The sequence below is a fragment of the Lysobacter sp. Soil_C_15 genome, from assembly GCF_057657315.1.
In genome coordinates this window covers 217-18,369 of sequence record NZ_JBDGIR010000012.1, presented here as the reverse complement: position 1 = coordinate 18,369, position 18,153 = coordinate 217, and the positions used below count along the sequence as shown (strand labels likewise).

The 18,153-nt window shown below is 71.3% G+C and carries 16 protein-coding genes; 7 read left to right on the top strand and 9 right to left on the bottom strand.

Annotation, left to right across the window (positions count from 1 at the left end; genetic code table 11):
- Positions 1-115: 115 nt before the first annotated feature.
- Positions 116-1,558 (top strand): metalloprotease TldD, encoded by a 1,443-nt coding sequence (gene tldD, locus AC3A57_RS20955; protein ID WP_487580669.1) that lies wholly within the window; start codon positions 116-118, stop codon positions 1,556-1,558.
- 33 nt (positions 1,559-1,591) lie between these two features.
- Here tldD and AC3A57_RS20950 read toward each other — a convergent pair whose 3' ends face one another.
- Both AC3A57_RS20950 and yjgA read right to left on the bottom strand, forming a co-directional pair.
- Positions 1,592-1,795, bottom strand: a complete 204-nt coding sequence (locus AC3A57_RS20950; RefSeq protein WP_487580668.1) for a dual-action ribosomal maturation protein DarP — start codon at positions 1,793-1,795, stop codon at positions 1,592-1,594.
- A 21-nt stretch (positions 1,796-1,816) separates the two neighbouring features.
- The gene (gene yjgA, locus AC3A57_RS20945) at positions 1,817-2,371 is read right to left on the bottom strand and encodes a ribosome biogenesis factor YjgA (protein WP_487580667.1); all 555 of its coding nucleotides are present in this window, start codon (positions 2,369-2,371) and stop codon (positions 1,817-1,819) included.
- Positions 2,372-2,464: 93 nt separating this feature from the next.
- Here yjgA and pmbA point away from each other — a divergent pair, with 93 nt between their 5' ends.
- The 4 genes from pmbA (at position 2,465) to AC3A57_RS20925 (ending at position 7,194) form a co-directional block, all read left to right on the top strand.
- Entirely contained in the window at positions 2,465-3,838 is a 1,374-nt protein-coding gene (gene pmbA / locus AC3A57_RS20940; RefSeq protein WP_487580741.1) for a metalloprotease PmbA, read from the top strand.
- 104 nt (positions 3,839-3,942) lie between these two features.
- Positions 3,943-5,427, top strand: a complete 1,485-nt coding sequence (locus AC3A57_RS20935; protein ID WP_487580666.1) for a DUF1800 domain-containing protein — start codon at positions 3,943-3,945, stop codon at positions 5,425-5,427.
- 1 nt (position 5,428) lies between these two features.
- On the top strand, positions 5,429-6,580 hold the full coding sequence (locus tag AC3A57_RS20930) for a DUF1501 domain-containing protein (protein WP_487580665.1): 1,152 nt from the start codon (positions 5,429-5,431) through the stop codon (positions 6,578-6,580).
- A 266-nt stretch (positions 6,581-6,846) separates the two neighbouring features.
- The gene (locus AC3A57_RS20925) at positions 6,847-7,194 is read left to right on the top strand and encodes a DUF4870 domain-containing protein (protein ID WP_255595397.1); all 348 of its coding nucleotides are present in this window, start codon (positions 6,847-6,849) and stop codon (positions 7,192-7,194) included.
- A 182-nt stretch (positions 7,195-7,376) separates the two neighbouring features.
- Here the strand turns inward: AC3A57_RS20925 and ispA are convergent, their stop codons facing one another.
- The 3 genes from ispA to tilS are packed head-to-tail and all read right to left on the bottom strand — an operon-like array spanning position 7,377 to position 9,900.
- Positions 7,377-8,273 carry a (2E,6E)-farnesyl diphosphate synthase gene (gene ispA / locus AC3A57_RS20920; protein ID WP_487580664.1) on the bottom strand — a complete coding sequence of 299 codons (897 nt, stop codon included), beginning with the start codon at positions 8,271-8,273 and terminating at the stop codon, positions 7,377-7,379.
- The gene (locus tag AC3A57_RS20915) at positions 8,266-8,541 is read right to left on the bottom strand and encodes an exodeoxyribonuclease VII small subunit (protein WP_064748778.1); all 276 of its coding nucleotides are present in this window, start codon (positions 8,539-8,541) and stop codon (positions 8,266-8,268) included. The genes ispA and AC3A57_RS20915 overlap by 8 nt, the downstream gene beginning before the upstream one ends.
- A 57-nt stretch (positions 8,542-8,598) precedes the next feature.
- Positions 8,599-9,900 carry a tRNA lysidine(34) synthetase TilS gene (gene tilS / locus AC3A57_RS20910; protein WP_487580663.1) on the bottom strand — a complete coding sequence of 434 codons (1,302 nt, stop codon included), beginning with the start codon at positions 9,898-9,900 and terminating at the stop codon, positions 8,599-8,601.
- 108 nt (positions 9,901-10,008) lie between these two features.
- On the opposite strand from tilS, the gene AC3A57_RS20905 reads away from it, so the two are divergent.
- Positions 10,009-11,073, top strand: coding sequence for an NADH:flavin oxidoreductase/NADH oxidase (locus tag AC3A57_RS20905; RefSeq protein ID WP_487580662.1), 1,065 nt, complete (start codon positions 10,009-10,011; stop codon positions 11,071-11,073).
- Here the strand turns inward: AC3A57_RS20905 and AC3A57_RS20900 are convergent.
- The 4 genes from AC3A57_RS20900 to AC3A57_RS20885 form a co-directional block, all read right to left on the bottom strand.
- Complete coding sequence (locus AC3A57_RS20900) at positions 11,055-11,930, bottom strand: transglycosylase domain-containing protein (RefSeq protein WP_487580661.1); 876 nt, start codon at positions 11,928-11,930, stop codon at positions 11,055-11,057. The genes AC3A57_RS20905 and AC3A57_RS20900 overlap by 19 nt on opposite strands.
- A gap of 18 nt (positions 11,931-11,948) precedes the next feature.
- A complete protein-coding gene (locus AC3A57_RS20895; RefSeq protein ID WP_221673259.1) occupies positions 11,949-12,908 on the bottom strand; it encodes an acetyl-CoA carboxylase carboxyltransferase subunit alpha in 960 nt (319 codons plus the stop codon).
- 224 nt (positions 12,909-13,132) lie between these two features.
- On the bottom strand, positions 13,133-16,657 hold the full coding sequence (dnaE, locus tag AC3A57_RS20890; protein ID WP_487580660.1) for a DNA polymerase III subunit alpha: 3,525 nt from the start codon (positions 16,655-16,657) through the stop codon (positions 13,133-13,135).
- Positions 16,658-16,970: 313 nt separating this feature from the next.
- Positions 16,971-17,606 (bottom strand): hypothetical protein, encoded by a 636-nt coding sequence (locus AC3A57_RS20885; RefSeq protein WP_487580659.1) that lies wholly within the window; start codon positions 17,604-17,606, stop codon positions 16,971-16,973.
- A gap of 253 nt (positions 17,607-17,859) precedes the next feature.
- On the opposite strand from AC3A57_RS20885, the gene AC3A57_RS20880 reads away from it, so the two are divergent.
- Positions 17,860-18,153 (top strand): hypothetical protein (locus tag AC3A57_RS20880; RefSeq protein WP_487580658.1); only part of this gene is annotated, 294 nt, incomplete at its 3' end.

Here is an 18,153-nt window from a genome sequence, read left to right as displayed (position 1 = left end):
TGTTCTACGTTCCCGGTGCGCAGGAGCGGCGCGATCGGCGTTTTTCGCCGTCCGCCTCGCCCACGCGCCGTTCCGGCCGCCTAAGATGGCCTTTCCACGACTTCACGGTTCCCCCATGACCCTTCCTCTGCAGATCGCCGAATCCCGCCTGCTGCTGCCCGCCGGGCTCGACGCCGGCGGCTTGGAGCGCAGCTTCGGCGCCTTGCTCGGTCCGGGCGTCGATTTCGGCGATCTCTACTTCCAGCACGCGCGCCGCGAGAGCTGGAGCGTGGAGGACGGCATCGTCAAGGACGGCTCGCATTCGATCGAGCAGGGCGTCGGCGTGCGCGCGATCAGCGGCGAGAAGACCGGCTTCGCCTATTCCGACGAGATCAACGGCGAGGCCCTGCTGGCGGCGTCGCGCTCGGCGCGGGCGATCGCCCGCGACGGCAGCGCCCATTCGGCGCGCGCCCTGGTGCGCGGCGGCGGCCGCTCGCTGTACCCGAGCGAGGACCCGATCGATTCGATCGACAACGAAACCAAGGTCGAAGCGCTGCGCCGGCTGGACAAGCTGGTGCGCGCGGCCGACCCGCGGGTCAAACAGGTCGTCGTCAGCCTCAGCGGCGGCGTCGACACCATCCTGGTCGCGCGCAGCGACGGCGTGCTGGCCGGCGACGTGCGCCCGCTGGTGCGGCTCAACGTGCAGATCATCGTCGAGCACAACGGCCGCCGCGAAAGCGGCTACGCCGGCGGCGGCGGCCGTTACAGCTACGCCGAACTGCTCGGCGGCGACCGCCCCGAGCGGCTGGCGCGCGAGGCCCTGCGCCAGGCCCTGGTGAATCTTGAAGCGATCGACGCGCCGGCCGGGGTGATGCCGGTGGTGCTCGGCTCGGGCTGGCCGGGCGTGCTGCTGCACGAGGCGGTCGGCCACGGCCTGGAGGGCGACTTCAACCGCAAGGGCACCTCGACCTATGCCGGCCGGATGGGCCAGCGGGTGGCGGCCAAGGGCGTGACCATCGTCGACGACGGCACCCTGGAAGGCCGCCGCGGTTCGCTCAACATCGACGACGAGGGCACGCCGACCCACTGCACCACCCTGATCGAGGACGGCGTGCTGGTCGGCTACATGCAGGACACCCTCAACGCGCGGCTGATGGGCATGGCGCCGACCGGCAACGGCCGCCGCGAATCCTTCGCCCACCTGCCGATGCCGCGGATGACCAACACCTACATGCTCGCCGGCAGCCACGACCCGGAAGAGATGATCCGTTCGGTCAAGAAGGGCCTGTACGCGGTCAATTTCGGCGGCGGCCAGGTCGACATCACCAGCGGCAAGTACGTGTTCTCGGCCACCGAGGCCTACCTGATCGAAGACGGCAAGATCACCGCGCCGGTCAAGGGCGCGACCCTAATCGGCAACGGTCCTGAGACCATGCAGCGGGTCAGCATGATCGGCCACGACCTGGCCCTGGACGAGGGCGTGGGCGTGTGCGGCAAGGACGGGCAGAGCGTGCCGGTCGGGGTCGGCCAGCCTTCCCTGCTGATCGACCAGTTGACCGTCGGCGGCACCCAGTCGTGATCGCCGCCGCCGCGGCGGAGCGGGCTTGGCGGTTCAGCGCGTCAGGTCGAGCGCGCGCAGATGGCGCAGCGTGCGGTGGCGGTGTTTTATCGCCTGCGCCTGCTGCGCCAGCCGTTTGAGCCGTTGCTTGTCCGCCGCCGGATATTCCAGCACGAAGGCATCGATGGCTTCGATGCCTTCGGCGATGAAGCGGGTGCGCCAGGTTTCGATGTGGAGCAATCGTTCGTCGATGGCCATGGCGCTCGCCCGCGGCGCGGTTCAGTCGTGTTCGGACGGGGCGTCGTCGGAATCGCGCGCGCCGAGGATCGCATCGCGCAGTTCGCGGTACAGCTCGCGGAAGGCGTGCGGCGGCTTGTTGCGCTTGCGTTCTTCCAGGGTGTTGCGGACCAGCTGGCGCAGGCGCTGGCGGTCGGCCTGCGGGTATTCGTCCAGCAGTTCGGCCAGGGCCGCGTCGCCGCCGTCGAGCAGGCGCTCGCGCCAGTTCTCGACCCGGTGCATGGCCGCGACTTCGCGCCGCGCCGCTTCGCCGTTCTCGTCCAGGGCGTCGCGCAAGGCTTCCAGCGCCTCGTCGTCCTCGCGCCGCATCTGCTTGGCCAGGTACGCCAGCTGGCGCTTGTGGGCGATGTGGGCGGTGATGCGCTTGCATTCGCGGATGTGCGGCAGCAGCGATTCGGGCACCGGCAGCTTGGCCAGCTGGGCCTCGGTCAGCGCCACCAGTTTTTCGCCCAGGGCCAGCACCTCCAGCGCTTCGCGCCGGTTCTGGCTGCGGCTGGGGCTGAAGAATTCGCCGGTGTCCTCGTCTCTGCCGCGCATCGCAAAACCTCTCTCTAACCTGCAAACTGAACAAGAATCGGCGGCGCCCGCGGCGCCGCACAGCGTAAGGATAAGACATTGAACGCAGTCGCCCTGAGTCCGGCCGCTCTGGCCCACACCTTCGCCGACCCCGAGGCGCGCCTGGACGCGCTTGCCGACCTGTCGCAGCGCCTGCTGGCGGCGGCGCGGGTGCGCGGCGCCAGCCAGGCCGAGGTCTCCTGCTCGGAAGAGACCGGCCTCAACGTGAACGTCCGCATGGGCGAGGTCGAGACGGTCGAGGCGACCCGCGACCGCGGCATCGCCGTGACCGTCTACTTCGGCCAGCGCAAGGGCAGCGCCAGCACCGCCGACCTGCGCCCGGAAAGCCTGGAGTCGACGGTCGAGCAGGCCTGCGCGATCGCCCGCTACACCGAGGACGACAGCGCCGCCGGCCTGGCCGACGCCGGCCTGATGGCCGGCGACCTGCGCGAATTCGACACCTGGCATCCCTGGCTGATCGACGCCGACCGCGCGGTCGAGCTGGCCCTGGCCTGCGAAGCGGCCGGGCGCGCCGCCGACGCCCGGATCGAGAACTCCGACGGCGCCTCGATCGGCACCGGCGCCAGCCTCGGCGTCTACGCCAACTCGCACGGCTTCCTCGGCCGCGAGCGCAGCACCCAGCACAGCCTGGGCTGCGCCCTGATCGCCGGCCGCGGCGACGGCATGCAGCGCGACGGCTGGTACAGCTCGGCGCTGGCCGCCGACGACCTGGAATCGGCGGTCAGCGTCGGCCGCCGCGCCGGCGAGCGCACCGTCGCCCGGCTCGCGCCGCGGCAGATCCCGACCGGCGAGTACCCGGTGCTGTACGCGGCCGAGAGCGCGCGTTCGCTGATCGGCCACCTGCTCGGCGCGGTCAGCGGCGGCGCCCTGTACCGGCGCGCCAGCTTCCTGGTCGACAGCGTCGGCAGCGCCTTGTTCCCGTCCTGGTTCCAGCTCGACGAGCAGCCGTTCCTGCCGCGAGGCTTCCGCTCCACTTCGTTCGACGCCGAAGGCGTGGCCACGCGCGAGTCCTCGCTGGTCCGCGGCGGCGTGCTGCAGCGCTACGTGCTCGGCAGCTACTCGGCGCGCAAGCTCGGCCTGCAGACCACCGCCAACGCCGGCGGCGTGCACAACCTGCAGGTCGCCGCCAACGCCGGCGATTTCGAGTCGATGCTGCGCGACATGGGCCGCGGCCTGCTGGTCACCGAGCTGATGGGGCAGGGCGTCAACGCGGTCACCGGCGATTACTCGCGCGGCGCCGCCGGCTTCTGGGTCGAGAACGGCGAAATCCAGTATCCGGTCGACGGCATCACCATCGCCGGCAATCTGCGCAACATGTTCGCGGCGATCGAAGCGGTCGGCAGCGACGTGGACTACCGTTCGCACGTGCGCACCGGTTCGATCCTGGTCGGGCGCATGACCGTCGCCGGCGAGACCGCCGCAGACTGAGAACCGCTAAGCGGTATCGCACTGCCGATCGGGCCCCGGCCCGATCCGGTCAACGTAGGCTCAGCTGGGACGTTCATCCTGGAAGTCCACTTCCGGGAGGCCGCATGAGCGCAAGCAAGGCGACGGCCGCGAATCGTTTCGGGCTCGGCGCCAGGCCGGGCGAACTCGAACGCAGCGGCGACGGGCGCGAGATCCTGCTCGCCCAACTGGCGCGTCCGCCGGCGCAGGCCGAGTTCCAGGGCCTGCCCAGCAGCGCGGCGACGATGCTGCGCGAGCACGCGCAACTGGCCGCCTCGCGCGCGGCGCGGGCGCAGCGCAAATCCACCGCAGGCGCGGCGGCGGACGCTCCGGCGATGGCCGCGGCGCCGGCGACGAAGGCCGGGGCCGGCGACGAGAACGGCGGCGGCGGCCGCGCCGACCGGCGCTCGGCGGACATGCGCCGCGAATTGCGCGAACAGCAGCAAAGCGAATACGCGGCGCGCTTTTCCCACGCCGCGCATACCGATGCGCCGTTCGTCGAACGGCTGGTGCAATTCTGGTCGAACCATTTCGCGGTCTCCGCCGACAAGGGCGACACCCGTCTGTACGCCGCGTCGATGGAGCGCGAGGCGATCCGGCCGCACGTGCTCGGCCGCTTCCAGGACATGCTGCTGGCGGTGGAAACCCATCCGGCGATGCTGCGCTACCTGGACAATGCGATCTCGATCGGCAACGGCTCGGTCGCCGCGCAGCGCGCCGAGCAACTGCGCCGCGAGCGGCGCGGGCTCAACGAGAACCTGGCCCGCGAAATCCTCGAACTGCACACGCTCGGCGTCGACGGCGGCTACCGCCAGGACGATGTGGTCGAGCTGGCGCGCGCGATCACCGGCTGGAGCGCGCTCAATTCCAACGAGGCCCAGGACTACGGCGATCGCGTGCCCGACAGCGGTTTCGTGTTCCGCGCCCGCACCCACGAGCCCGGCGCGCGGCGGGTGCTCGGCCGCGACTACGCCGAAGGCGGGGTCGAGCAGGGCCGCGCGGTGTTGGCCGACCTGGCCCGCCATCCCTCCACCGCGCGCCATCTGAGTTTCAAGCTGGCGCGCCATTTCGTCGCCGACCAACCGCCCAAGCCGCTGGTCGAACGCATGGCCCAGGCCTACCTGGGCGCGGACGGCGACCTGCGCGCGATGTACCGGGCGATGGTCGAGAGCGATGCGGCCTGGAGCGCCGACGCGCGCAAGTTCAAGACGCCGAACGACTTCGTGATTTCCGCGCTGCGCGCCGGCGAACTGGCGGTCGATTCGCGCGCCCTGACCGGCCTGCTTGCGCGCCTGGGCCAGCCGGTGTTCACTCCGCGCTCGCCGGCCGGCTTCGCCGACACCGCGGCCGACTGGAGCAGTCCGGACGGCTTGTGGAAGCGCATCCAGGCCGCGCAGATGCTGGCCGCGCGCATCGACAGCCGCGGCGCCGCGCCGTATCCGCGCGCGCTGGCGGTGCTGGGCGAGCGCGCGGTGCAGGGCGATTTCGCGATCGGCCTGCGCCGCGCCGGCTCGGCCAGCGAAGGCCATGCTTTGCTGTTCGCCAGTCCCGCGTTCCAGTGGAGGGTATGAGATGGATCCGCAACGTCGAGGCTTGCTCGCCGCGTTCGGCGCGAGCGCGCTGCTGACCCTGTTCCCGGCCGCGGCCGGCGCCGCCGCGCGCGCCGGTTCGGCCGCCGACACGCGCCTGCTGGTGGTGCTGTTGCGCGGAGGCCTGGACGGCCTGCACTGGCTGCCGCCGTACGCCGATCCGGTCTATGCGCGCCTGCGCGCCGCCGCCGCGGTGGAGGAACCGATCCGCATCGACGGCCTGTTCGGCCTGCACCCGGCGATGACCGAGACCGCGGCCCTGTACCGCGCCGGGCAGGCCTTGCCGGTGGTCGCGACCGCGCCGCCGTATCGCGAACGTTCGCATTTCGACGCCCAGGACTGCCTGGAGAACGGCACCGCGCGCCCGGGCGGCGCGCGCGACGGTTGGCTGGGCCGCTGCGTTAGCGCGTTGCCGGCCGGCCAGTCCGGGCTCGCGGTCGCCGCGGTGATGCCGCTGGCGTTGCGCGGCAGCGCGCGCGCGAGCAACTGGTGGCCGCCGTTGCCGAAGGCGGTCGATCCGCAACTGCTGCAGACGCTGGGCCCGCTGTACGCCGCCGATCCGCGCCTGGGCGAGACCTTCGAGCGCTCGGCCCAGGTCGCCGCGCAGACGCGAAACGGGACGGGCGCGTTCGCCCTGGCCGAGGCCATGCGCGTCGCCGGCGAGCGCATGGGCGCCGACGGCGGGCCGCGGATCGGCTTCGTCGAGGACAGCGGCTGGGACAGTCATCGCAACCAGGCGCAGCAGCTGACGCGCAAGCTGGCCGAGCTCGATCGCGGCCTGGCCGCCGCGCGCGAGGGTTTTGGCGCGACCTGGTCGCGCAGCGTGATCGCGGTGGTGACCGAGTTCGGCCGCACCGCCCAGGTCAACGGCACCGGCGGCACCGATCACGGCACCGGCGCGATGGCCTTGCTGTGCGGCGGTGCGGTGCGCGGCGGACGCATCGCCGGCGACTGGCCCGGCCTGGGCCCGAACCAGCTCAACGAAGGCCGCGACCTGCGCGCCACCACCGACCTGCGCGCGCTGTTCAAGGCGCTGGCCGGCGAGCACCTGGGAGTGCCCGAACGGGTGCTGGAAACCGGCCTGTTTCCCGACAGCCGCGCGATCGCGCCGCTGTCGGGCTGGCGCGCGGCCTGAGCCGCGACGCGCCCGTGCGCGCGGCCCGTTGCGGGCCCGATGGCCGGATCGCAGGCCGCGCTACGTTGCACGGCGCGGCCGCGGCCGCAAGCGGTCGCGTGCTTATTCTGTGACGCGGAAAGGTTTATGATGCCGGCGAGGGCGACGATGTCCGCCGTGGGCCTTGTCGTCTACCGTCAACGCGTCATCAAAAGGCCCGGCCATCAAAAGCACGGCCGCCAAGCACGACCATCAAACACGACCATCAAACACGTAGGGGAAGCGTAATGAACGAAATCAGTCAGGACGAGAAGACTTGGGGCATGCTGGCTCATCTGAGCACGTTGGTCGGTTTGATCGTTCCCTTCGGCTCTGTCCTCGGTCCGCTGGTGGTCTGGCTGATCAAGAAGGACACCATGCCTTTCGCTGCCGAACAGGGCAAGGAAGCGCTGAACTTCAACATCACCGTGCTGATCGCCTTCATCGTCAGCGCGATCCTGACCATCGTCCTGATCGGCTTCCTGCTGATGCTGGTCGTCGGCCTGGCCTGGCTGGTCCTGACCATCCTCGCCGCGCTGTCCGCCAACAAGGGCGAGGCCTACCGCTATCCGATGACGCTGCGCCTGGTCAACTGATCGCGCGCGGCATCGTTGCGGGGCACGACGAAGGCGGACTACGGTCCGCCTTCGTTTTTTTGCGCAACCGCTTTGCGCCGGTGCGTCCGCGCAGGCGCACGCCGCCCGATGACGCGGGCGGCCCATGCCGATCAAGTCGAGGCGGGTCGGAAGCGATCGCCGCGAGCGCGGCGCCGCGCGGCTCAGCGGTCGCGTTCGATCGCCAGGCGGCCGAGCGCGCGCAAGGCCTGCGCAGGCGCGCCGAACGGCGCCAGGGCCTGCTCCATGACCGCCGCCAGCTCGGCCAGGCGCGCGCGCGAAGCGTCCAGGCCGATCAGGGCCGGGAAGGTGGACTTGTCCTGCGCCGCGTCCTTGCCGGCGGTCTTGCCCAGGGTCTGGCTGTCGCCTTCGACGTCGAGGATGTCGTCGCGGACCTGGAACGCCAGGCCGAGCGCATGCGCGTAACGGTCCAGCGCCGCCAGGGCGTCGGCGTCGGCGCCGCCGCACAGCGCGCCCATCCGCACCGCGGCGCGGATCAGCGCGCCGGTCTTGAGCGCGTGCAGGCGCTCCAGCGCGGCCAGGCTCAGGCGTTCGCCGCGGCCGGTGGCGTCGATGTCCAACGCCTGGCCGCCGCACATTCCGGCGACCCCGGCGGCCTCGGCCAGGGTGCGCATCAGCGCCACCCGCACTTCGGCCCCGGCCGGCGCATCGGCGAGCACGGCGAAGGCCAGCGACTGCAATGCGTCGCCGGCGAGGATCGCGGTGGCCTCGTCGAAAGCCACGTGCACGGTCGGCTGGCCGCGGCGCAGGGCGTCGTCGTCCATCGCCGGCAGGTCGTCGTGGACCAGAGAATAGGCGTGGATCAGCTCGACCGCGCAGGCCGGCGCATCCAGGGTCTCCGGCGCGGCGTCGAACAGCGTGCCGGAGGCGTAAACCAGTAAAGGACGCATGCGCTTGCCGCCAAGCAGCACGGCGTGGCGCATCGCCTGGTGCAGGCGCCGCGGCTCGGCGTCGGGCGCCGGCAGGGCGCGGGACAAGGCGGCGTCGGCCCGCCCGCGCCAAGCGCTCAGGCGGTCCTCGCCCAGGCGGGCATCAGGCATCGATATCGCTGCCCGGCGGGCCGGCGTTGCCGAACGGTTCGGCGCCGGCCGGATCCTGCGGGTCGCTGAGCAGGCGCACGCGCAGTTCCGCCTGTTCCAGCGCGGTCTGGCAACGCCGGTACAGACCGACGCCGCGCTCGTAGGCGGCGAGCGATTCTTCCAGGCTCATTTCGCCGTGTTCCATCTTCTCGACCAGTTGCTCGAGCGCGTCGAGCGACTGTTCGAAATCGGCCACCGGCGAGGCTTCGTTGGCGGGTTTGCGAGGCATGGGAGAAGTGTGCGGCCGCTCCCGGGCCGGGTCAATGCGGCGCAGGCGCGCGCCGCGTCAGTGCCGCCAGATCAGGCGCGCGCCACGTTCGCGCAACCAGGCGTCCAGGCGCGCCGAATACAGCAGATCGCCGGCCGCGAGCAACTCGCCGCCGGCGTCGCTGAGCAGCGGCAGCCGGCGCCGCTCCCACGGCGGCACGCCGAGGTCCTGCAGCGCCTGCTTGAGCGCGTGGCCGTGGCTGCGGCCGGGCAGGACGATGCGCTCGCCGCCGCGCCGCGCATGCGCGCGCAGCGGCGCCGGGAAGGCCTCGGTGCCGAGCAGGCGCCATTGCCCGCCGTCGGGCAGGGCCAGGGCGGCGCGGCCGTCCCAATCGGCGCTCCAGTCGGCCGGCAGGGCCGGGCGTTGCGGCTGCGCATGCAGCAGGTCGCGCCAGGCCCGCACCACCGCGCCGTGCCAGGCGAATTCGGCCTCGGCATCGGCGCGCGCGTCGAGCAGTTCGTCCTCGATCCGGGCCACGCCCGCGGCCGGCAGCGGCGGCAGGCCGAGTCCGGCGATCCAGCGCCGCAGCACCCGTGCGCGCCGCGCCGGCGCCAACCCGCGCAACGCGCTGCGCGACAGCGCCTGCGGGTCCAGGCTGCGCGCCGCGGCCAGCGCCAGCGCGTCGTCGCGCTCGAGCAGTTGCGCCGCCTCGTCCTGCAGCCGCGCCGACAGGGCGAACGCGGCATCGGCCTGCGGCCAGCGTTCGCGCAGCAGCGGCAGCACGCGCAGGCGAAGGAAGTTGCGGTCGAAGGCCGGGTCGGCATTGCTGGGGTCGTCGATCCACTCCAGCCCCTGGGCCTGGGCATAGGCCTGCAGTTGCGCGCGCGACAGCGCCAGCAAGGGCCGCCACAGCGTGCCGCGGCCGCAGTCGCGGTGCTCGCGCATCGCCGCCAGCCCGTCCGGGCCGGAGCCGCGCAGCAGGCGCAGCAGCAGGGTCTCGGCCTGATCGTCGCGGTGGTGGGCCAGGACCAGGGTCTCGCCCGCGCCCAGGCCGGCGGCGAAGGCGGCATGACGCGCGCGCCGCGCCGCGGCCTCCGGCCCGTCGCCGCGTCCGGCTTCAACCGATACCCGCGAAACGGTCAGTTCCAGGCCGAGTCCGGCGCAGATCCGGGCGCAATGCGCGGCCCAGGCGTCGGCCTGCGGATGCAGGCCGTGGTGCACGTGCCAGGCGCGCAGGCCCTGCGCGCGCGCCTGCGCCGAGGCCGCCAGGGCGTGCAGCAGCGCGCTGGAATCCAGGCCGCCGCTGTAGGCCACGCACAGCGGCGTCGGCGGCAGCTCGCGCAGGGCGGAAACGATCGCATCGGCGCGGGAGAGGGGCATCGGTTCATGGTGCCACGGCGGCGGGATGCAGCAACCCATCGATGATGCTGCGCCGGCGCGCCGGGATCGCTACCGTTTTTACCCACAATCCCCTCTAGGAATCGCGCCGTGTCCCGGCTTTTCGCTCCGCTCGCGCAACGGTCGCTGACCTTGCGCAACCGCCTGGTGGTCTCGCCGATGTGCCAGTACTCGGCCGTCGACGGGCTGCCGAACAACTGGCATCTGGTCCATCTCGGCAGCCGCGCGGTCGGCGGCGCCGGGCTGATCCTCAGCGAAGCCAGCGCGGTATCGGCGGAAGGACGCATTTCGCCGGCCGATACCGGCCTGTGGAACACCGCCCAGGCCGAGGCCTGGCACCGGATCAACTGCTTCCTGCGTTCGCGCGGCACCGCGGTCGGCGTGCAGCTCGGCCATGCCGGGCGCAAGGCCAGCGTCGAAGCGCCCTGGCTGGGCGGCAAGCCGGTCGCGCCGGCCGACGGCGGCTGGCTGCCGGTGGCGCCGTCGGCGCTGCCGTTCCGCAGCGAGTCGCCGGTACCGCGCGCGCTGTCGCCGATCGAGATCCGCACCGTGGTCGACGATTTCGCCGCCGCCGCGCAGCGTGCGCTGGATGCCTGTTTCCAGTTGGTCGAGATCCATGCCGCGCACGGCTACCTGCTGCACCAGTTCCTGTCGCCGCTGTCGAACCGGCGCGACGACCGCTATGGCGGCGGCTACGACAACCGCACCCGCCTGCTGCGCGAAGTGCTGGCCGCGGTGCGCGAAGTCTGGCCGGAACGGCTGCCGCTGTGGCTGCGCATCTCCGCCACCGACTGGGCCGACGGCGGCTGGGACATCGAGCAGAGCGTGGCCCTGGCGCGCGAGGTGAAGGACTTGGGCGTCGACCTGATCGACGTGTCCAGCGGCGGCCTGGTGCCGAACGCGCGCATTCCGGTCGAGCCCGGCTACCAGGTCCCGTTCGCCGCGCGCATCCGCCGCGAGGCCGGCATCGCCACCGGCGCGGTCGGGCTGATCACCGAAGCCGCGCAGGCCGAGCGCATCGTCGCCGACGGCGAGGCCGACGCGGTGCTGCTGGCGCGCGAACTGCTGCGCGACCCGTATTTCCCGCAGCGCGCCGCGCGCGAGCTGGGGGCGAGCCTGCAGGTGCCGGAGCAGTATCAGCGGGCCTGGGGCTGAGCTTCGGGCGCACGATCAGCGTGCGCCATCGATCGCGCGCGGCTTTCGGCGAGCGTGCCGATCGCGCGGGCGCCCGGGGCGACCCCGTTGTCCGGCGCGTTGCGGGCGCAAGCATGGACGCGCATGCGCGGCGGCGGAGCGTGTTCGGCCGTCGTCGCTGAAACCAGGCCGACGCGGCCGAGCAGGAACGCATAGCGCACCCGAAACCGCTCGGGATTGCACGCCGGGTCGAAGTAGTACGGACCGCGCGGCAGCACCAGCAGGGCGGCCTGTTCGGCGGCCGTCAGTCGCTCGACCGGCAGGCCGTAGTAGTGCGACGCGGCGGCGTCGATGCCGCGGATGGACCGGTGCGCTGCGTCCTGGCCGAAGTCGCTGCGATCGAGCAGATAGTCGATCAATTGCTCGCCGCTGCGCTCTCGGCTGAGCAGGATCAGCAGCGAGAGTTCGGTCTGGTGCCGGCGCAAGTTCGGGCCCGGCGCGGGTTCGAGTTCGGCCAGCATTACGCGGGCGGACTGGCTGAGGACCTGCCAGGCCGCAGACGGTCTCGGCGGTCGCGCTTGGCTGCTTGCCGCAATCCGTAACAGCTCGCTCGCCAGGCGCGGCGAACTCGATCGCGGCAACCGGATCTCGCCTTGGCCGTCGTGCGCTCGCCAGTACAAGCGGCGCAGCTCGGTTGGATACGTGCGCCGCGCCTGCGGCAACTCGGCCGGAACATCGGCCAGGCCCTGCCAGTACATGCCATAGCAAAACGCGACCGCCAGGCAGAACAGCGCCACCGGCAGCGCGGCCAGATAGCCGAACGCCCGCAGCGGCCAGCGCCGGGCGTCGTTGCGGGGCGGGTCGGTCCGGACGTCCATGTCCGCGTTGTCGCCGCGTTACGCGGCTTCGTAAGCGCCGTAGCTGCGCAAGCGCTCGTAACGGCGCTGCAGCAGCTGCTCGGTCGGCACGCCTTCCAGCGCGTCGAGTTCGTTGAGCAGCACCGCCTTCAGGCGGGTGGCCATCTGCTTGGGATTGCGGTGCGCGCCGCCGATCGGCTCGCGCACGATCTTGTCGACCAGGCCCAGGTCGTGCAGGCGCTTGGCGGTCAGGCCGAGCTGCTCGGCCGCGTCCTTGGCCTTCTCGGCGGTCTTCCACAGGATCGAGGCGCAACCTTCCGGGGTGATCACCGAATAGGTGCTGTATTCGAGCATCAGGGTGCGGTCGCCGACGCCGATCGCCAGCGCGCCGCCGGAGCCGCCTTCGCCGATCACGGTGCAGATCACCGGCGTCTTGAGCTCGGCCATCTCCATCAGATTGCGCGCGATCGCTTCGGACTGGCCGCGTTCCTCGGCGTCGATGCCCGGCCAGGCGCCGGCGGTGTCGATGAAGGTCAGCAGCGGCAGGCGGAAACGCTCGGCCAGCTTCATCAGCCGCAGCGCCTTGCGGTAGCCCTCCGGACGCGGCATGCCGAAATTGCGCTTGATCTTGCTCTTGGTGTCGCGGCCCTTCTGGTGGCCGATCACCACCACGCTGCGGCCGGCGATGCGGGCCAGGCCGCCGACGATGGCCTTGTCGTCGGCGAAGGCGCGGTCGCCGGCCAGCTCCTGGAACTCGTCGCACATCACCCGCAGGTAATCCAGGGTGTAGGGGCGGGCGGGGTGGCGGGCGAGCTGGGAGATCTGCCAGGAGGACAGGTCGCGGAAGATCTGCGCCGTGCGCAGGCGCAGCTTGTCCTGCAGAGCGTGGATTTCGGCATCGATGTCGACGGCCGGGCCGCTGCTGGCGTGGCGCAGTTCCTGGATTTTGGCTTCCAGGTCGGCGATGGGCTGCTCGAAGTCGAGGTAGTTCGGATTCATTCGGGGGCCGTGGGCCTAGGTCGAGGCACAGTCTAGCCTAGGGGGGCGGACCGTACCGAGGGGCATGGGGCGCGGCGGGGAGCGCGTCAAGAGGAACGGGGCATCGGTGGCACTTCGCAGGCGTGAGGCGCGCCACGGTTCCGGGCCAAGGAAACCGGTGGCGAGGAACGAGACGCCCGGGACGGCGTCCGATCCGCTCGTTCCTCTTTACGGCCCACTGTTTGCTAGCTCTGCGCCCAGGGCTTGTTCAAGCTCAGCTTGACCGCGCGGACCCCGGGCTGGGCGCGCAGGATGCCGGCCAGCTCGGCGTCGATGCGCACCGACTGCGGGCCGTTCAGGTCGAGCATGCCGGCCGCGCCCTGGCGCAGCAGATCGAGCCGGATCGGGGTGTTGCCGGGGCGCTGCTTGTCCAGCAGGGCGTCGACCCGTTGCCAGGCGCCGGGCACGCGCAGGTCGACCCGCAGCGACAGCCGTTGGGCGTAGCGCGCGCAGACTTGGTTGTAGTCCCAGCAGCGCGCCGCGCGCAGGGCGAAGCCGCCGCTGAAGGAGTCCTCGCGCAGGCCGCCCTGGATCACCAGCAGGCGGTCGCGCGCGAGCATCGAGGCGAACTCGCTGTAGGTCTCGGAGAAGAACGCGCACTCCAGGCGGCCGCGGCCGTCCTCGATCTGCACGAACATCTGGCTGTCGCCCTTCTTGCGCAGGCCGACCACCTGGCCGGCGACGATCACCTCCAGCTCCGGACGCCAGCCGCCGCGCGCGCTTTCCGGACGGCCTTCCCAGATCTTCTCCAACTCGCCCAGGTCGTTGCCGACCAGGCCGCGCAGTTCCTCGCGGTAGGGGTCGAAGGGGTGGCCGCTGAGGTAATGGCCGAGGGTCTCGCGCTCGCCGTGCAGGATCTGCGCCAGCGGCCACTCCTCGGTTTCCGACAGGTCCAGGTGCAGCGCCGGCGCCGCCGCCTCGAAGCCGCCGAACAGCGAGACCTGGCCGGCCGCGCGCTCCTTGGCCAACTGGTCGGTGGCCTTGAGCACTTCCGGCAGCTGCAGCATCAGGCTCGCCCGGTTCTTGCCCAGGCCGTCGAGCGCGCCGGCGTGGGTCAGCGCTTCCAGCGCGCGGCGGTTGAGCTTGCCGCTGTCGACCCGCTTGCAGAAGTCGAGCAGGTCGACGAAAGGCCCGGCGCGGCGCGCCTCGACGATCGCCTCGCAGACGCCGCGGCCGACGCCCTTCACCGCGCCGATGCCGTAGCGGATGGTGTTGGCGTCGATCGCCTCGAACATGTACTCCGATTCGTTGACGTGCGGCGGCAGCACGGTGATGCCCATCACCCGCGCCTCGTCGAGGAAGTTCACCACCTTGTCGGTGTTGTCCATGTCCGACGAGCAGGTCGCGGCCATGAACTCGGCGCCGTAATGGCGCTTGAGCCAGCCGGTCTGGTAGGCGACCAGGGCGTAGGCGGCCGAGTGCGACTTGTTGAAGCCGTACTCGGCGAACTTCTCCATCAAGTCGAAGATCGGGCTGGCCTGCTTGGCCGGGATGTTGCGCTCGGCGCAGCCGGCCTCGAACTTGGCCCGCTCCTTGGCCATTTCCTCCGGCTTCTTCTTGCCCATCGCGCGGCGCAGCATGTCCGCGCCGCCCAGGGTGTAGCCGGCCAGGACCTGGGCGATCTGCATCACCTGTTCCTGGTAGACGATGACGCCGTAGGTCGGCGACAGCACCGGTTCCAGCGAATCGTGCGGGTAGGTGACCTCGGCGTTGCCGTGCTTGCGGTCGACCCAGTCCTTGTCCATCCCCGAACCCAGCGGGCCGGGGCGGAACAGCGCGGCGAGGGCGATGATGTCTTCGAAGGTGTCGGGCTTGGCGCGCTTGAGCAGCTCGCGCATGCCGCGCGATTCGAACTGGAACACCGCGACCGTGTCGCCGCGGGCGAACAGCTCGTAGGTCTCCTTGTCGGTCAGCTCCAGCGCGTTGACGTCGAGCGGCTCCTTGCCTTCCTTGGCGCGGCGCTTGTTGATCGCGCGCACCGCCCAATCGATGATCGTCAGCGTGCGCAGGCCGAGGAAGTCGAACTTCACCAGGCCGACCGCTTCGACGTCGTCCTTGTCGAACTGGGTCACCGGGCTCTTGCCGCGGCCCTCGCCGTCGTGTTCGGCGAACAGCGGGCAGAAGTCCGACAGCGGGCTGGGCGCGATCACCACGCCGCCGGCGTGCTTGCCGGCGTTGCGGGTCAGGTCCTCCAGGCTGCGCGCCAGGTCCATCAGGTCGCGCACGTCGTCTTCGTTGCGGTAGCGCTGGATCAGGTCGGCCGAGGCCAGCTCGGGGTTCTTGCGCGCCGCCTCGGACTCGCCCAGGGCGTCGTCGAGCGAGATCCCCAGAGTGTTCGGGATCAGCTTGGCGATGCCGTCGACGAAGCCGTAGGGATGGCCGAGCACGCGGCCGGCGTCGCGCACCACCGCCTTCGCCGCCATGGTGCCGTAGGTGATGATCTGCGAGACGCGGTCGCGGCCGTACTTGCGGGCGACGTAGTCGATGACCTCGTCGCGCCGGTCCATGCAGAAGTCGATGTCGAAGTCGGGCATCGACACGCGTTCGGGATTGAGGAAGCGCTCGAACAGCAGGTCGTAGGGCAGCGGGTCCAGGTCGGTGATGCCCAGCGCCCAGGCGACCAGCGAGCCGGCGCCCGAACCGCGGCCCGGGCCGACCGGAATCTCGTGGTCCTTGGCCCAGTTGATGAAGTCGGCGACGATCAGGAAGTAGCCGGGGAAGCCCATCTTGATGATGACGTCCAGCTCGGTTTCCAGGCGCTGGTCGTAGACCTCGCGGGTCTTGCCCGGGGCGAGCGGATTCTTCTCCAGGCGCTTGGCCAGGCCTTCGCGCGACTGCGAGCGCAGCCAGGATTCGATGGTGTGGTCGCTGGGCACCGGGAACGCCGGCAGGGCGTATTCGCCGAGCTTGAGTTCGACGTTGCAGCGCGTCGCCAGGGCCAGCGCGTTGTCGATCGCGTCGGGCACGTCGGCGAACAGCTCGGCCATTTCCTCGCTGGACTTGAGGTATTGCTCCTCGCTGTAGTCGCGCGGCCGCTTGGGGTCGTCGAGCACGCGGCCGGAGGCGATGCACACCCGCGCCTCGTGCGCGTCGAAACCGTCGGCGTCGAGGAAGCGGGCGTCGTTGCTGGCCACCACCGGCAGGCCGCGCTTGCCGGCGGCGTGCAGGGCGAAGGCGTTGAAGGCTTCCTCGCCGTCGCGGCGGGTGCGGGTGAGTTCCAGGTGCAGGCGATCGCCGAACACGCCCTGCCAGTCGACCAGCCAGGCGTGGGCCAGTTCGTGGCGATTGGTCGCGGCCAGGCGCCCGGCCAGGCTGTGCCGGCCGGCCATCGCGAACAGGCCGTCGTTGTCCTCGCGCAGCCATTCCGGACGCAGCACCACGCCCTCGGTGCGGTGGCCTTCCATCCAGGCCCGGGTCAGCAGGCGCGACAGGGTCAGGTAGCCGCCGCGGTCGCGGCACAGCAGGGTCAGGCGCGAGGCGGCCTCGTTGCCGTCGGCCAGGTGCACGTCGGCGCCGAGGATCGGCTTGACCCCGGCGCCTTCGCAGGTCTTGTAGAACTTGACCGCGGCGAACAGGTTGTCGAGATCGGTCAGGGCGACCGCGGGCTGGCCATGAGCGACGCAACGCTTGACCAGATCGCCGATGCGGATCGTCGAGTCGGCGAGCGAGTACTCGCTGTGCAAGTGAAGATGAACGAATGGAGCGGACATGCGTACCGGTTCTGCGGCCGTGCCGTGATGATGCCAAGCCGGGGGACGGCAGCGGTTGCGTGCCGGATTGCAGGGTATCAGCCCGGCGGCCGGGGACAAGCCTTGACAGGGCTGGAAACCGGCCGCGACGGCGCACTGCGTGGAATCTCACCACGCGGCGAAAACTTTCTCGGCGAGGTTCTCGACGACGCGCGTTCGCGTGGCGCAGGACCGGTGCAGCGCGGGCGCCCGCGGCGTCGGACGCCCGTGCCTTCGGCGGCGCCGAAGGCGGGTGACGGCGGCCGCCGCAAGCGCCGGACGGCCGCGGGCCGGGTCAGGCGATCCGGAACACCGGCTCGGGGGTCCGGCCGTTGGCGTAATGGCTGTCGTTGACCCGGGCGTTGTGCTGCAACAGGGCCAGTTCCGCCTGGCGGTCGCGGATCCAGGCCGCGCGCTGTTCGGCCGGTTCGCCGTGCGGGTGCTCAAGCCGGCGATAGGCGCAGAAGTCGCGGAAGTCGTCGGCTTCGGCGGCGAAAGTCGGCCAGGCCAGTTCCAGCAGCAGCACGTCGTCGAGCAGGCCCAGCAGCGGGGTCGGATCGGGGATCAGGTCGTCGTTGCGGTCGATGTAGGCGAACAGCTTGTCCAAGCGTACCCGCAGGGCCGGATCGCAGTCCCAGGCCGGGTCGTCGACCATCGCGTGCAGCTCCTGCAGCCGCTGCATGCGGTCGTCGATGACGCGGCGGGCTTCGCTGGCCGGCAACGCGGCCAGCCAGCCGGCCAGGCGCTGCAGCCGCACCGCGTCGACCCGGGCGGCATCGGGTTGCAGTTCGTGGACCAGGGCGTCGAATTCGGCGATCGCGGCGGGCCGGATCGCCAGGGCGGGTTGGTAGGCCGGCGGCACCGGCGGGGCGACGGCGTCGCGTTCGAACGGCAGCGGCTCGGCGGTCGGGGTGGGGTGAGGCATGCGCATGGGAACACCTCGCGTCCGGCCTACGGGGGAGGCGGCGGCGCGCGTCGCGGGCCGGTGGCGACGCGAACCTGCAGGGTCTGCAGGGGGTGACTCTGCGCCTGTCGGCAGTGTGGGCGCGCCGGTATGAAGTCGCTGTGACCGATGGCAGGGAGGCCGTGTTCAGCCGATTGGCGGTCGCGCCCGCGCTTGCGCGTCCTTCCAGCCGGCCGATGTCGCCAGGCCCTGCAGGAGCGGCGCAAGCCGCGACCGCGCTGTGTCGGTCTCGCCGCGTCTGTCGTTCGAAGGCTTCAAACGCGAAGCTTCCGCCCGCAAGCGGGCGGGTGACTTTCTTTTGGCGCCCTGTAGGAGCGGCTTAAGCCGCGACCGCGCTGTGTCGGTCTCGCCGCGTCTGTCGTTCGAAGGCTTCAAATGCGAAGCTTCCGCCCGCAAGCGGGCGGGTAACTTTCTTTTGGCGCCCTGTAGGAGCGGCGTAAGCCGCGACCGCGCTGTGTCGGTCTCGCCGCGTCTGTCGTTCGAAGGCTTCAAATGCGAAGCTTCCGCCCGCAAG

Coding starts and splice junctions, on each gene's coding strand:
- tldD (WP_487580669.1), top strand. CDS start 116: ATGACCCTTCCTCTGCAGATCGCCGAATCCCGCCTGCTGCTGCCCGCC.
- AC3A57_RS20950 (WP_487580668.1), bottom strand. CDS start 1,795: ATGGCCATCGACGAACGATTGCTCCACATCGAAACCTGGCGCACCCGC.
- yjgA (WP_487580667.1), bottom strand. CDS start 2,371: ATGCGCGGCAGAGACGAGGACACCGGCGAATTCTTCAGCCCCAGCCGC.
- AC3A57_RS20935 (WP_487580666.1), top strand. CDS start 3,943: ATGAGCGCAAGCAAGGCGACGGCCGCGAATCGTTTCGGGCTCGGCGCC.
- AC3A57_RS20930 (WP_487580665.1), top strand. CDS start 5,429: ATGGATCCGCAACGTCGAGGCTTGCTCGCCGCGTTCGGCGCGAGCGCG.
- AC3A57_RS20925 (WP_255595397.1), top strand. CDS start 6,847: ATGAACGAAATCAGTCAGGACGAGAAGACTTGGGGCATGCTGGCTCAT.
- ispA (WP_487580664.1), bottom strand. CDS start 8,273: ATGCCTGATGCCCGCCTGGGCGAGGACCGCCTGAGCGCTTGGCGCGGG.
- AC3A57_RS20915 (WP_064748778.1), bottom strand. CDS start 8,541: ATGCCTCGCAAACCCGCCAACGAAGCCTCGCCGGTGGCCGATTTCGAA.
- tilS (WP_487580663.1), bottom strand. CDS start 9,900: ATGCCCCTCTCCCGCGCCGATGCGATCGTTTCCGCCCTGCGCGAGCTG.
- AC3A57_RS20900 (WP_487580661.1), bottom strand. CDS start 11,930: ATGGACGTCCGGACCGACCCGCCCCGCAACGACGCCCGGCGCTGGCCG.
- AC3A57_RS20895 (WP_221673259.1), bottom strand. CDS start 12,908: ATGAATCCGAACTACCTCGACTTCGAGCAGCCCATCGCCGACCTGGAA.
- dnaE (WP_487580660.1), bottom strand. CDS start 16,657: ATGTCCGCTCCATTCGTTCATCTTCACTTGCACAGCGAGTACTCGCTC.
- AC3A57_RS20885 (WP_487580659.1), bottom strand. CDS start 17,606: ATGCGCATGCCTCACCCCACCCCGACCGCCGAGCCGCTGCCGTTCGAA.